9 protein-coding genes are annotated in these 13,589 nt (G+C 51.0%); all 9 read left to right on the forward strand.

All coding sequences use genetic code 11. The features are described 5' to 3' along the window. Positions 1-3: 3 nt before the first annotated feature. The 9 genes from QYQ99_RS24060 to QYQ99_RS24100 all read left to right on the forward strand — a co-directional run bounded on the left by QYQ99_RS24060 (position 4) and on the right by QYQ99_RS24100 (position 13,455). Positions 4-3,447, forward strand: a complete 3,444-nt coding sequence (locus tag QYQ99_RS24060) for an HAD family hydrolase (protein WP_302090340.1) — start codon at positions 4-6, stop codon at positions 3,445-3,447. After that, a complete protein-coding gene (locus QYQ99_RS24065) occupies positions 3,398-5,431 on the forward strand; it encodes a hypothetical protein (RefSeq protein ID WP_302090341.1) in 2,034 nt (677 codons plus the stop codon). The genes QYQ99_RS24060 and QYQ99_RS24065 overlap by 50 nt, the downstream gene beginning before the upstream one ends. After that, positions 5,428-6,147, forward strand: a complete 720-nt coding sequence (locus QYQ99_RS24070) for a glycosyltransferase family 2 protein (protein WP_291604215.1) — start codon at positions 5,428-5,430, stop codon at positions 6,145-6,147. Before QYQ99_RS24065 ends, QYQ99_RS24070 begins: the two co-directional genes overlap by 4 nt. Beyond that, positions 6,144-6,515: an HAD-IIIC family phosphatase gene (locus tag QYQ99_RS24075; protein WP_291604216.1), complete on the forward strand. Its 372-nt coding sequence runs from the start codon at positions 6,144-6,146 to the stop codon at positions 6,513-6,515. Before QYQ99_RS24070 ends, QYQ99_RS24075 begins: the two co-directional genes overlap by 4 nt. After that, the gene (locus tag QYQ99_RS24080) at positions 6,512-8,074 is read left to right on the forward strand and encodes a phosphotransferase (RefSeq protein WP_302090342.1); all 1,563 of its coding nucleotides are present in this window, start codon (positions 6,512-6,514) and stop codon (positions 8,072-8,074) included. Before QYQ99_RS24075 ends, QYQ99_RS24080 begins: the two co-directional genes overlap by 4 nt. A 2-nt stretch (positions 8,075-8,076) precedes the next feature. Beyond that, positions 8,077-8,913, forward strand: coding sequence for a 3-deoxy-8-phosphooctulonate synthase (gene kdsA / locus QYQ99_RS24085; protein WP_291604221.1), 837 nt, complete (start codon positions 8,077-8,079; stop codon positions 8,911-8,913). 98 nt (positions 8,914-9,011) lie between these two features. Beyond that, on the forward strand, positions 9,012-10,346 hold the full coding sequence (gene kdsB, locus QYQ99_RS24090; RefSeq protein WP_291604223.1) for a 3-deoxy-manno-octulosonate cytidylyltransferase: 1,335 nt from the start codon (positions 9,012-9,014) through the stop codon (positions 10,344-10,346). Positions 10,347-10,367: 21 nt separating this feature from the next. Next, positions 10,368-11,360 (forward strand): KpsF/GutQ family sugar-phosphate isomerase, encoded by a 993-nt coding sequence (locus QYQ99_RS24095; RefSeq protein ID WP_291604225.1) that lies wholly within the window; start codon positions 10,368-10,370, stop codon positions 11,358-11,360. Between the two features lie 112 nt (positions 11,361-11,472). Further along, positions 11,473-13,455: a capsular polysaccharide biosynthesis protein gene (locus QYQ99_RS24100; RefSeq protein WP_302090343.1), complete on the forward strand. Its 1,983-nt coding sequence runs from the start codon at positions 11,473-11,475 to the stop codon at positions 13,453-13,455. Positions 13,456-13,589 lie beyond the last annotated feature (134 nt).

The following is a 13,589-nucleotide window of genomic DNA, read 5'->3' on the forward strand; positions in this document are numbered from 1 at the left end:
TCTATGAAAGCCCTGTACATCCTAGAGCCCGCTATCGAGCTGGGAAACCCCGAGTTTCGCTTCGCCACTCTGCGTAGCTCACTTGTTCATCAGATTAAAGCGCTGCGTTCTAATGGCGCCCAAACCCACCTAATTGCTGGCGAGGCTGTGGCCAGTCGCGCTATGCAGGACGGGTATTTGGAAGAACTGAACTCTGTTTCTGCAATTGATCATTTCGAATGGACGCAGGGTGAAAATTCCTTTGAGCGCTCTATGCGCCATCAAAGCAAGAATTACAAAGAAGGAGAAGTTGAACGTCTGCGAAAGATAATTGAATCGCAGTTACCGAGTGATTTCTCACCAGACATCATCTTTGTTTGGGAGTCGCCTATGTACTTCTTGGAAGAGATATTCCCAGGGGTCAAGATCATCCACCAGATGCCCGGCTTCTTCTCACGATCTCCTTTCCCTGAACTGGTCAAATTTGATATTGGCCTTTTGGATAAGGCCGCTGGTGCCGTTTGTATTGAGGGTAAACAGCCTCTTGTGGATGAAGCGTTGGAGCAACTGCGCTCCCAGGACAAGAGCTTTTTCCAATCTTTGAACCTTGTCGAACCACTGGTAAGCGGAATTAAGCATAAGTTCCAAGGACTGGTACTATTTCCGCTGCAAATCGATCATTACTTCATGGTCGACTACCTGCTTCAACGTAGAAGTCAATTCGACATCGTATTGGATTTGCTGCAGAAAACTCCATCGAATATTGGGGTGTTGGTGACCAATTATTGGTCTGGCAATTTGCGCAGTGCTGTGCTGAGTACAGAAAATGTCCGCTATTTGCGCAATAAGTTCAGCAATTTTGTCTACATCGAGAAGTTCAACACCATCCAGACAGTGTCACAGTTGCTGCTGCCGCTGGTGGACGGGGTCTACACCATATCCTCCTCAGTGGGGTACCAAGCGGCTTACTGGGGTAAGCCGGTGTTTTCCGTGGGTGCCAGCCATATCACGAAGTACAACACGGCAGCTCACCTTGAGGACTTTTTGTATCAGGTAGCAAAAAACATCAGTTTTTACCAGGATGACTTGATTAAGCGAGACATCTTAGGCTCTCACTTTCCAGCAGAGTGGATCAAGGAAAAACCCGGGCATTTCTCCGCGTGGATTGAAGCGTTCACCAGTCCGACCCAATCCAGCCCCTGGACCTCTGATTCCCAGTTGTTGCAAGACTTCACGGCTTTGCGTCGGGAGCAGGCTTATTTGCGTCATTCTGGTTTCGAAAAAACAATTAATGGAGCGCACACGCTGACGCACTGTGCCGACCTCTCTGCACAGATTCGCAAGCACGACATCGTATCTTTCGATATTTTCGACACCTTGTTGTTTCGTCCATTCAAGCGACCATCGGACATGTTCGATTTCATGGCGGAAGATGCGGCCAAGCTGATCTGTCGTAACGATCTACATTTCAAGGATGTTCGTCGCCAGAGTGAAAAACTTGCCTTCGAAGCGGCCATTGGCCGCGGAGAGGGAGAAACCCATATTGATGAAATTTATGAGCATTTCCAGGTTTTGACAGGATGTAGTTTTGAAGAGGCTGAACAGGTCAAGGCATTAGAAATGCAACTGGAATATGACCTGCTCTATGAACGAAAGAGTGCCAGGACTGCATTCAATCAAGCTGTGAGCATGGGAAAGCGGGTCATTGTCATTTCCGACATGTACCTGCCTCAGGAGTTTTTAGAGAAAATTCTCCTGAAAAATGGCTATCAAGGCTATGAGCGTATTTTTGTTTCAAGCCAGGTAAAGCAGAAAAAACATAGTGGTCGCTTGTTCGATCATGTGCTCAAGGAGTTAGGAGTTCCAGCCGCGTCAATTTTGCATGTTGGTGACAATCTCCAAGCCGATGTTATAAAAGCCAAAGAGAGAGGCATCAAGCCTTTCCACTTGGTTAAGGCTTCAGAGGTCTTTGAGAAGAGCGATTCCTATAAATCCATCTGGAGTCGCGATGAGGAGCGCCATAGTTTGGACGCTCAAATGTTGATTGCGATGGTAGGTAATACGTTGCATGACAATCCTTATTTGCCGAGCCGCCGTGGAACTTTGTTCAGTGGAGATGCCTGGAGACTTGGTTACTACGGCTTCGGTATGTTCTTGTTGGGCTATGCCAAGTGGATCATGGAGCAAGCCATTCGCGACAAGATGGATCGGTTGTACTTTCTATCGCGTGATGGCCTGATCATGAAGAAGGCATACGATCTACTGGCCAAGCATTACCCTGATGCCCCAAAAAGCCACTACCTGCTCTGCTCTCGTCGGGCGGTGAACCTGGCCAAGATCAGAGATGAGTCCGGCATTATCGACTTGTTGAATGTGGACTATGCGCAGACATCGATTAGTCATCTGCTCAATGCACGCTTTGGCCTCAAAGACAGCGATGTGGATACAGCCTTGCTTAAGCAGCACGGATTGGCACTCGACTCGCGGGTGAATGCCAAGCATCGCCCTGTGCTCAAGGAAATCCTGCTTGCCCACAAACAGAAGATCTTTGCCATTGCCCAGCGTGAGCGCGAAAACTATCTCCAATACTTGGAAGATGAAGATCTTTTTGATGATGGAAATGTAGCCATCGTCGATATCGGCTATGCAGGCACCATGCAAGAGTCGCTTTACGAACTGACTGACCGTCGTAAGCCGATTCAAGGGTATTACTTGATGACTTTCCGTCAGGCATTACAGCGTGTGGAGAAGAAAGGCTTGTCTGCCAAGGCGTATCTGGCCAACTTTGTTGATCGTCACGATACCTTTCATCCGTTCTGCAGATTCGTTCCTTTGTACGAAACTCTATTTTCCAACACAGAAACTACGTTTCTCAAGATGGAAAAGGACTGGAATGGCGCTCTAAAGCCGGTTCATATGAACCGTTTCCCACAAGAAGAAACACGTGAGAACGTGGTGACACGGGTACATGCCGGTGCTTTGGAGTTTATTACTACTGCCAGCACAGTGATGGGGGAATGGCTCCACAAAATTGATATTGAACCCAATAAGTCAATGCGAGTGCTGGATCGCTATTTTTCAGATCCTCACGCGGTAGATGCTCAGGTGCTTTGCGGGGTTGTTTTTGAGGATGCTTATGGTGGTGCAGGCCTGAAAATTATTCTTGGTAAACCCGGGGATAATTCTGTTAGATCTGTTTGGTCCAATGGTGTTAATTCGATAAATAAGATTCCCAAAAAATCGGATGTGGTACCGTTGGCTAAAACTGAAAAAAAATATGACTTGCCTTTGGCAGAGGATAAATTATTTTTTGAAAAATTATTTATAGAGAACTTGGTGAGAAGATTTACCTCCGATAGGAAATACAAAAAATTCCAGAGCGATCCAGCTGCATTTTTTGCTGATTCAAAGAAAATATATGGAAGGTTATTTGCTTGGATATACTTTGCGAGGGCAAAAAATGTTTAAGCGAGGCGATCCGTTTTTGCGTTCTGTGGAGCGTGAAGTCAATACCAAGATTATTTGTCAGCAAAGCTTGAACGAACTCGAGGAGGAGTATGCAGGAGGAGGGGATGATTTCTATAAAAAAATTGTAGTGGCATGTGCAATGATGAAGCTGTATCCAAGCAAAGTGCGCGGATACCTAATATCTTATGATGCTCTCTCTTATTTGGGTTTTAATGAAGACTCGCTGTATATACTTGATAAGGTCGATCGGTTATTTGGTAGTGATATGGGGGTCGCTGCGAGAAAATTAGATCGTTTAATTAAGACGAATAGATTTTCTGAAATTTACGATCTGATTAATAGTAGGTTAGATATTTTTATATCTCACTCGAAAAAAGATAATAGATTTTTTAATAATTTAAAGAAATTTGCAGAAATAACTAAAGATAAAACTCTGTTGGGGTTGCTTGCATTGCCAAGTTCTCCAGTAGAGGATTTGGATTCTTCATTTTTTAAGGTATTTGATTTTTCTGAGCAGAACAAGCTTTTAGATGTTTTGATTGGAAAGAGGCGGTGGAAGGATTGCGAGTATGCAATCTGGGAATTTTACCGAATGGGTAACAGAACTTATGAGTTTTTTGTTAAGTCGGTTGAAGAGCTTCCATATGAAAATTTCTTCACTCCACGGGTAATGTTTTTTAGAATGGATGCATTTAAAAATCATCCTGGGGTAATTTATTTTTTTGAGAAGTCATTTCAATCCGTATTTAATAGATGTGAAATATCTTATGCGGTTGATATTTTTAGAAATGCGGTTCTTCATATTGGATTTACAGACGCGCTGATTCATGCTGGGGCTAGACTTGCAGCGTTGGGCGGGGACGTAGGTGTAGATAATGAGGCGTTCTGGGCCGAGAAAATTAAGAGGATCCCAGCGACAATCATTTGTATGACTCGAGCACATCAAGTGGCGGGATGGCGAGGAGAAAAAGAGAGAGCAAGAGCAATAAGATATTTTGCCGAAAAAAATGGCATTCATCTCCCGCTTGAGAAGGAGTCCTGTGAAAATCGTAGAGGGCGAGTTGCTGTCTGCGTCTCTGGTCAATTAAGAGGTTCTTGGCGAGATTTTATTGAGAATACAAACTCAATCTCAAAAAAAATTGATGCAGATGTATTTGTAGATATATGGAATGAAAGTGTTCTTGCTCCGCCAAGATTTGCGCAACTAAATAGGTATCTAGGTGAGCTCGTTAATGAGCTTCCAGTTGAGTATCGCTCAGCGCATGAGTTTTCGAAAAAATTTCCTAAAGTCTTCAAGAGAATTACTGAGCGCGTTTCAAGAAAGATTGATGCAAAATATTTCTCTGAATCAATTGATAACTCTCATATAAACCTACACTCTGCCTTCGAATTCGAAGAACAGTGTGTTGAAAAATTTCCAGGCCTAAGACTGAAGGCCGGATTTAATCAAGCAAAAATGTATTTTTTACTTGATCAGGTTTTTAGATCTATGTCTAATCATGAAGTGAGAGTTAGAGATAGATATGATGTCGTTATACGGTGCCGGCCTGATATGGAAATAGATTTACCAAGTATGGATAAATTTATTGAGGCTGTGAGAGATCAGAGGAATTTGATATATGTGACCTATCTAACACCGATGGGATTTGGAGATCAGTTTGCAATTGGTTCTCGTGAGGCGATGGAGGTATATTCTGGTGTTTGGCGGAAGTTGGTTGAGAGTGGAATTTTTAGATATGAAGAGTATTTTGAATCATCAGTGGAGGTTAACGCCGCTGAGGAGTTGTTGGCGGCTCACCTTGTGTCAAATGGTATAGATGTTCGAGTGCTAAGGCCTCGGAAAAGCATATTTTCTGCGCCTGTGATTTTAAGCGAGGTTGATATATCAAATGAGCTTAAGGAAGATCTGGAATGTATTGGTGATCCGAAATTAGAATTATTCTATGATGCTTATCAAAAATTTTATTCTGAGAGGATATTGTGATTATTTTCACTATGGCAGGCCTGAGCAGTAGATTTTCCAAAGCTGGTTACCAAGTTCCGAAGTATGCTCTTGAGCTAGATGGTATTACACTTTTTGAGTGGGCTACTCGCTCATTTGAACGTTATTTTGATTGCGAGCAATTTCTTTTTGTGGTCCGTCCAGATAATTTTGCTCAGTCTTTTGTTGAAAATGCGGTACAAAAGCTCGGTATCCGTAACTACGAAATTTTCAGCTTAGACGGTGATACGCGTGGACAAGCCGAAACGGCATATCTGGCATTACGGTCTCATGGCGATGATTTTCCGATAACGGTATTCAATATCGACACCATTCGCTATGACTATCGCAAGCCAGATTTTCTGTCCGAGTGCGATGGCTACCTGGAGGTGTTCCGTGGTGAAGGGGAGCACTGGTCGTTTGTGGAGCCGGGCCTCGGGGCTTCGGTGATTCGCACTACAGAAAAGGACCGTATTTCCGATCTGTGTAGCGATGGACTGTACTACTTTAAGAGTCAACAACAGTTTTGCAGTATCTTTGAGCAAGCTATCGCAGCCAATGAGCAGGTGAAGGGGGAGTTCTATATTGCGCCGTTATACAACCGTTTGATCGACGAGGGGGGAGTGGTCAAGTACGAGGTAATCGGTCCGGAGCAGATCGATTTCTGTGGCACCCCAGACGAGTATGAGGAATTGTTGAAAAAAAAGGCGCTGGCATGAAAAGAATCGTGATGGATCTGGATGAGACTATTTGCTCTACCGTAAATGGTGATTATGCCAACTCCATACCCAAGCCGGATGTGATAGAGCGCATGCGCGAATTCAAGGCACAGGGATTTGAGATTGTGATCAGCACGAGCCGCAATATGCGCACGTATGAAGGCAATGTTGGCAAGATCAATGCCAATACGCTGCCGATTATTCTCGGCTGGCTGGATAAGCACAAAGTGCCGTATGACGAGATCTATACCGGAAAGCCTTGGTGTGGAACCGATGGTTTCTACGTGGATGATCGAGCTTTGCGGCCTGACGAGTTCGTGCAGTTGTCCGTGGCGGATATTCGGAAGCTGGTGGGGATCAAGAGATGATCGTCATCAACTCTGCGGCTTACGTGGTGCCGGAGTTCCGGAATGAGTTAGGAGCAATTCCTCCTTGCTTGCTGCCATTGGGAAATCAAAAGCTATTGCAGCATCAGGTGCGCGTTCTGCGGCGTTTTGAGGGTGAGCGAATTGTCGTGTCCTTGCCTTCCAGCTATGAGTTGACGCTTGACGAACGTGATTTGCTGGAAGCGCTGCATGTTGAGCTGGTCGCTGTACCGGATGGATTTTCTCTGGCCGAGGCGCTGACCTATGTGCTCAATATTGCTGCCAATGGCGAGCATGGACTGCGTTTGCTGCATGGCGATACGCTGATTCTGGATTTACCGCAAACACTGGACGTTGTTGCGGTGGGGCATTCAAGGGGCGACTACGACTGGGAGGTTGAGTCACCTGGGGAGGGGCAGGTAGCTGACACTTTGGTGTGGTCCGGATTCTTCGCATTTTCCAGCCAGCGGGAGTTTTTACGAGCCTTGGCGCTGAGTCGCGGTAATTTTGTGAAGGCAGTAAGACTTTACGGTCAAACGCAATCCTTGACTGCAGTATCTTGCGAAGAGTGGTTCGATCTTGGTCATGTGAATACCTATTTCTCCTCGCGCTCCAAAATCACCACTCAGCGTTCGTTCAATGCCTTGAAGATCAGTGAGGGCGTGCTGTACAAAACAGGCGTTCCTCCGGAAAAAATCGAAGCAGAAGAGCGATGGTTCAAGACCGTTCCGTTGGCGATCAAGAAATATACCCCCCATCTTCTGGATGCTGGAGCGCTGCCTGATGGTGGGCATTTTTATGCATTGGAGTATCTGCCCTATTTGCCGCTGAACGAGCTGTTTGTGCATGGCCGCAATTCCGTTGACTTCTGGGTGCAGAAGTTTGCCTTGCTAAAAAAGTTTTTTGCAGATGCTCGCCAGGCTTGTCAGCTTGAGTCTTGCGGGCATGAGGATGTGCTGCGCGATGCTGTATCGCTCTACGAAGAAAAGACTATTGCCAGACTGCGCAAGTACGAGCAGGAAACCGGGTTTTCTCGTGAGGCTGTGATTACCAGGCATCAAGGGAAACCGTTGATGGTGGCTCAAATCGTGCAGGATTGCGTAAGGCGTGCACTGAGCATGCCCGTGGCTCCTTCCATCCTCCATGGGGATTTGTGCTTTAGTAATATCTTGTTCGACTCACGTTCGGAGCGTCTGAAAGTCATTGATCCGCGAGTCCTTAATTTCAAAGGGGATTTCTCGATTCATGGAGATCAGAAGTACGACCTAGCCAAATTAGCACATTCGGTGATTGGTTTATACGACTTCATCATGGCAGGTCGCTATGCGATTGATTCGGATGCGGACGGCTATGATTGCATTCGATTCGAGATTGATCAGCGACTGGCATCTGTGCAGAAAGTGTTCCTGGACGTTCCGTTTATCGATGGTGCAACAGTCAGAGAAATCATGCCGTTGGTTGTGTTGCTATTTCTTTCGATGTTGCCCTTGCATGACGATAGGCCGGAACGCCAGAAGGCCATGTTGCTGAATGCAGTGCGTTTGTATAAAGAGTTTGTTTGATTATGAATTTTGAAAACTCCCTTCTTTCTAATTCGTCAAAGTTTGTGCTTTTTGGCGGCATCAATGTGCTTGAGGATTTGGATTTTGCATTGAAGTGCGCTGCGCATTACGTGGAAGTCACTGCCAAACTGGGTATCCCATATGTTTTTAAGGCCAGCTTTGATAAAGCCAATCGGTCTTCCATTCATTCCTACCGTGGTCCAGGCTTGGAAGAGGGTTTAAGGATTTTTGAGGCGGTAAAGAAAGAGTTCGGCGTTCCAGTGATTACCGATGTGCATGAGCCCTGGCAGGCGGCACCTGTAGCGGAAGTTGTGGATGTATTGCAGTTGCCGGCCTTTCTGGCTCGCCAGACCGATCTGGTGGTGGCCCTGGCCAAGACAGGCAAGCCGATCAATATCAAGAAGCCACAGTTCCTGAGCCCTTCTCAGGTGCTCAATATCGTGGAGAAATTCAAGGAAGCCGGCAACGACCAGCTAATGCTGTGCGACCGTGGCACCTGCTTTGGCTACGACAACCTGGTGGTGGACATGCTGGGCTTTGGCGTAATGAAGAAGGCGACAGGCGATCTGCCCATCATCTTTGACGTGACACACGCGCTGCAGCAGCGCGATCCCACGGCTGGTGCTTCAGGCGGCCGCCGTCAGCAGATTGTGGATCTGGCACGTGCGGGCATGGCAACAGGGCTGGCAGGTTTGTTCCTGGAGGCGCACCCTGATCCGAACCAGGCCAAGTGCGATGGCCCCAGCGCACTGCCGCTGGACAAGCTTGAGCCCTTCCTTGCCCAGGTGAAGGCAGTGGATGACTTGGTGAAGTCTTTCGAGCCTCTGGAGATTGACTGAGCCGCGATGTATCGCGGCTTTCTCTGATTTTTTATAAAAATGGCTGCTATCGCTTGTTTGATAAGCGGTAGTAGCTATTGTTTTTATATTTATTGAATATGCAACATGCTCTGACGGAGCCCACTTCGGACGCTTATTCCAGGAGCGGTGCTGGCATAGGTACAGCAGTAGCTATTGTGATTCCGGCGCGCTATGGCTCGACCCGGTTGCCCGGAAAGCCTCTGGCTGACATTGCGGGCAAACCCATGATTCAGCATGTGTACGAGCGCGCGTGCCAGGTTGCAGGTGTGCAGGCCGTACTGGTCGCAACCGATGATGATCGGGTGGCGCAAGCCGTGCAGGCATTTGGCGGTCGCTGGGTAATGACCTCTAAGGATCATCCGTCCGGCACGGACCGCCTGGCTGAGGTGATGGCTCAGGTCCCCGCAGACATTTATGTCAATCTGCAGGGTGATGAGCCGCTGGTGCGCCCCGGGGATGTGCAGCGATTGGTGGACGGCATGCTGGCTGATGCCAGCGTGGCTGTGGGAACGCTCTGCCATTCGATCGATGGACAGGAAGCACTGAACCCGAATACGGTGAAGGTGGTTTTGGCCGATAACGGCGACGCGTTGTATTTCAGCCGTTCACCGATTCCCTATCCACGTGATCCGCAGGAAGCCACCTATCTCAAGCATGTGGGCGTCTATGCCTATCGCCGCGAAGTGCTGGAGCGCTATTCCGGCTTGCCTCAGCCCATGGCCGAGAAGGCCGAAAAGCTCGAACAGTTGCGTCTCATGGCTGCCGGTCTGAAGATTCGTGCCTATGCAGTAGAGCCTACGGGGCCTGGCGTCGATACGCCCGAGTGTCTGGAGCGCGTGCGCGCGCTGCTGGAAGGGCGTGAGCCGGAGCCGCGGCCGACGCTGGCTGATGTTCGCCTAGTGATTACCGATGTGGATGGGGTGCTGACCGATGGCGGGCTGTTTTATGACGCTACTGGCGAGTGCATGAAGCGCTTTCACGTGCGAGATGGTCTCGGGATGAAGTTGCTGGAGGAAAGCGGCGTGCGTGTGGCCGTGCTCTCCGGCCGTGACTCGGCCACGCTGCGCAAGCGTGTTGCCGATTTGGGCCTGACTCTGTGCATGCTGGGCGTCAAGGACAAGGCCGCTGCTTGTCGTGAACTGATGTCCCAGGCTGGAGTGCAGGCAGAACAAACAGTCTGTATTGGTGACGACAGCATTGATTTGCCGGCCTTTTCGGCCTGCGGCCTGAGCTTTGCCGTACCTGATGCCCCGGTTTACGTACGCCAGGCGGCAAGCGGTGTGTTACAGACCCCGGGCGGGCAGGGTGCATTTCGTGAGTTGGCAGACGCCATCCTCGCTGCACAGGGCAAACAAGACGTGATCGGCTCTGCCGAAGGCTATGCAGGCGTGATGTCTGCCATGACTCAATGACGAACAGAGGGAAGTAGACACATGGACATGAAAGTGAAGAACGATACTGCAGGCGATGCTTTGGCTATTGCGCAAGAAACGCTGGACATAGAGATCGAAGCACTGCGCCGTATGCGCTCGCGTATGGATGCCCGTTTCAACGATGCGGTGGAGATGGTGTTGTCCATGCAGGGACGCGTGGTGGTGGTGGGCATGGGCAAGTCCGGCATCATTGGGCAGAAGATTGCCGCCACGCTGGCATCCACAGGAACACCAGCCTTTTTTGTGCACCCGGGAGAGGCATTCCACGGCGACCTGGGCATGATCAAGCCCATCGATGTGGCGCTGCTGATTTCCAATTCAGGCGAAACGGAAGAAGTGCTGCGCATTCTCCCGTTCCTGGAGCATCAGAAGAACAGGATCATTGCCTTGACCGGCAAGATGGAGTCCACACTGGCACGCCATTCGCACGTCGTACTGGATGTTGGGGTAGAGCGTGAAGCTTGCAAAAACAATCTGGCTCCTACCAGCTCAACCACCAATACGCTGGCCATGGGCGATGCCCTGGCGGTTGCCTTGACGGTCAAGCGCGATTTCCAGCCTGAGGATTTTGCGCGCTTCCATCCCGGGGGGAGCCTGGGGCGCCGCCTGCTGACGAGCGTATGCGATGTCATGCAAAAAGGGCCGTTGCCTGTGTGTTCCCCCGATGCATCGTTCCGCGATGTGGTGACCTCTATCACCTATGGCCGCATGGGACTGACTTTGGTGATGGATGGAGAAGCGCTGCGAGGCATCATCACGGATGGCGACCTCCGCAGGGCGTTCGGTGCCCAGGATGATGTGAAGCTTTTGAGTGCTCAGCACATGATGTCATCGAACCCTCTGACGATTGGTGAAGAGGTTCGTTTTGCAGAAGCCGAAGCCTTCATGAGGGAAAAAGAGGTGGGGGCTCTGGTTGTGAAGAATGGCGGAGGTCAAGTGACGGGCGTGCTTCAGATCTATGGTCTGAAGGGCGAATCTTCTCCGGCAGTTTGATATGAGGTTCGGGATTCTCTCGAAGGGTATTGGCAGAATCCCTTTCCTTGATAGGTTGGCGGGCGCTGATGTTTCGCGCCTGTCTTCCTGGCTCCGGTTGGATGTGGATGCTGTGGCCGGGTGGGGCCTGCGCCCCAGCACACGCAAGGCCATCGCTTACGCAAGCAAGCATGGGCTGCCTTATGTGGCGCTGGAAGACGGCTTTCTGCGCTCCTTTGGCACCGGCGAGCATTTCCCGCCGCTGTCGCTGGTGGTCGATGACGCCGGCATCTATTACGACTGCACTAGGCCCAGTGCGCTGGAGCGCTTGCTGAGCAGCGATGCCGATGTGCGGGCTGCGGATGCCGCGCTGGTGCGGCAGGCCCGCGAGAAATTGCTGGTCGAGGGACTGAGCAAGTACAACCATGCACCTGAGCTGCCTGAGGGCATGCTGCGCAGCGAAGATGTTCAGCGGGTGCTGGTGGTGGACCAGACGGCGGGCGATATGAGCGTAGCCAAGGGCGGTGCGGATGCCGCTACGTTCAACGCCATGCTGGCCGCTGCGCTGGCCGAGAACCCGCAGGCCACGGTCTATGTCAAGACCCATCCCGAGGTGACTTCGGGCCGCAAGGGTGGCTATCTGACCGGCGTGCAGCCCGATGCCCGCACGGTGGTGTTGCGTGATGCGGTCAACCCGATGAGCCTGATTGCGCAGGTGGACAAGGTCTATGTGGTCAGCTCGACCATGGGCTTCGAGGCCTTGCTGGCCCACAAGCCGGTCGTCTGTTTTGGCGTGCCCTGGTATGCGGGCTGGGGTGTGACGGATGATCGCCAGCCGCAGCATCCCGCCATGTTGCGTCGCGCCGCTCGCCGACGCTCGGTGGACGAGTTGTTTGCCGCCGGCTATATGCACTACAGCCGCTATCTGAATCCGGAAACCCGGCAGCGCGGCAACGTACTGGATGTGATGGAGTGGCTGCAGCGTCAGCGCCAGGTGGCTCGGCGCTTTGGCGGGCGCATGATTGTGGTGGGCTTTCGGCGCTGGAAGGCCGCGAACGTGAAGGCCATGCTGTCGCTGTATCCCGGCAAGGTGGTCTTCGTCAAGAATGTTGCTGCGGCCAGGGTTTTGCAGCCTGGCGGTGAAGATTGCCTGATCTGCTGGGGCCGGGTGCCGCCTGAAGGTGTGCAGCAGTTGGCGGATGCAGCGGGGGTGCGCCTGCTTCGCATGGAGGATGGCTTTGTTCGCTCGGTGGGCCTGGGCTCCGATCTGATTCCACCGCAGTCCTTTGTGCTGGATGCCAAGGGCATCTATTTCGACCCGGGTCAGCCCTCGGAGCTGGAGGATTTGCTCAACACCCGGCCATTCACGGCGCAGGATCTGGAGCGTGCTCGCAAGGTGCGCACCTTTATCGTCGAGCATGGCATCACCAAGTACAACCTCGCGCCCAATCGTCCTGTGAACTGGTTCAACCAGGATCGCCCGCAGGCCGGTCGGCAGGTGGTGCTGGTGCCAGGGCAGGTGGAAGACGATGCCTCCATTCGCTTTGGTTGCGATGCTGAGGGTGTTTGCACAAATCTGGGTCTGATCCAGGCGGCGCGCGCTGCGTTTCCTCATGCATTCATTGTCTTCAAGCCGCATCCCGATGTGAGCAGCGGCAATCGCAAGGGCCATGTCGAACCGGCCCAGGCTTTGCAGTATGCCGATCACATTGAACAGGGCGCTTCGGTGGTCAGTTGTATCGAGGCCTGCGACGTGGTGGTGACCATGACCTCATTGACGGGCTTTGATGCCTTGTTGCGCAACAAGCAGGTGGTTGTGCATGGGCGCCCGTTCTACGCAGGCTGGGGTCTGACGCAGGACCGCTTGCCTGTGCCGCGCCGCAGCCGCCCGCTGTTGCTGGATGAGCTGGTTGCCGGGGCGCTGCTGCACTACCCCTTGTATTGGGATCCGAAGCTCAGGGGCTATACCAGCTGCGAAGCGGTGCTCAGGCGTTTGCTGGAGCAGCGTACGGCGCTGGAGCAGTCTGGCGGCTTGCAGGGTTTGAAGTCCGGCTGGTTGCGGCGGCAATGGCGTAAATCAAGGGTATTGCTTCGGTCGATTATGTCGGGTTGGTGATACTTACCTTTTTTTGCATTTATTTTTCATCGATTTGTTGTCATCACGCAGTGATGTGCAGGGGTGTACTCGGTGAAACCCCTAAAATATCGGGGTCATGCTTCATGACGCCTCCATAGAAATACCAAGCGGCC

The sequence above is a fragment of the Comamonas testosteroni genome, from assembly GCF_030505195.1.
Lineage (GTDB): Bacteria > Pseudomonadota > Gammaproteobacteria > Burkholderiales > Burkholderiaceae_C > Comamonas > Comamonas testosteroni_G.

What these genes read in the sequence shown, in the direction of transcription:
- kdsA (WP_291604221.1), top strand. Translation starts at nt 8,077, where the DNA reads ATGAATTTTGAAAACTCCCTTCTTTCTAATTCGTCAAAGTTTGTGCTT.
- QYQ99_RS24095 (WP_291604225.1), top strand. Translation starts at nt 10,368, where the DNA reads ATGGACATGAAAGTGAAGAACGATACTGCAGGCGATGCTTTGGCTATT.
- QYQ99_RS24065 (WP_302090341.1), top strand. Translation starts at nt 3,398, where the DNA reads ATGGAAGGTTATTTGCTTGGATATACTTTGCGAGGGCAAAAAATGTTT.
- QYQ99_RS24060 (WP_302090340.1), top strand. Translation starts at nt 4, where the DNA reads ATGAAAGCCCTGTACATCCTAGAGCCCGCTATCGAGCTGGGAAACCCC.
- kdsB (WP_291604223.1), top strand. Translation starts at nt 9,012, where the DNA reads ATGCAACATGCTCTGACGGAGCCCACTTCGGACGCTTATTCCAGGAGC.
- QYQ99_RS24080 (WP_302090342.1), top strand. Translation starts at nt 6,512, where the DNA reads ATGATCGTCATCAACTCTGCGGCTTACGTGGTGCCGGAGTTCCGGAAT.
- QYQ99_RS24075 (WP_291604216.1), top strand. Translation starts at nt 6,144, where the DNA reads ATGAAAAGAATCGTGATGGATCTGGATGAGACTATTTGCTCTACCGTA.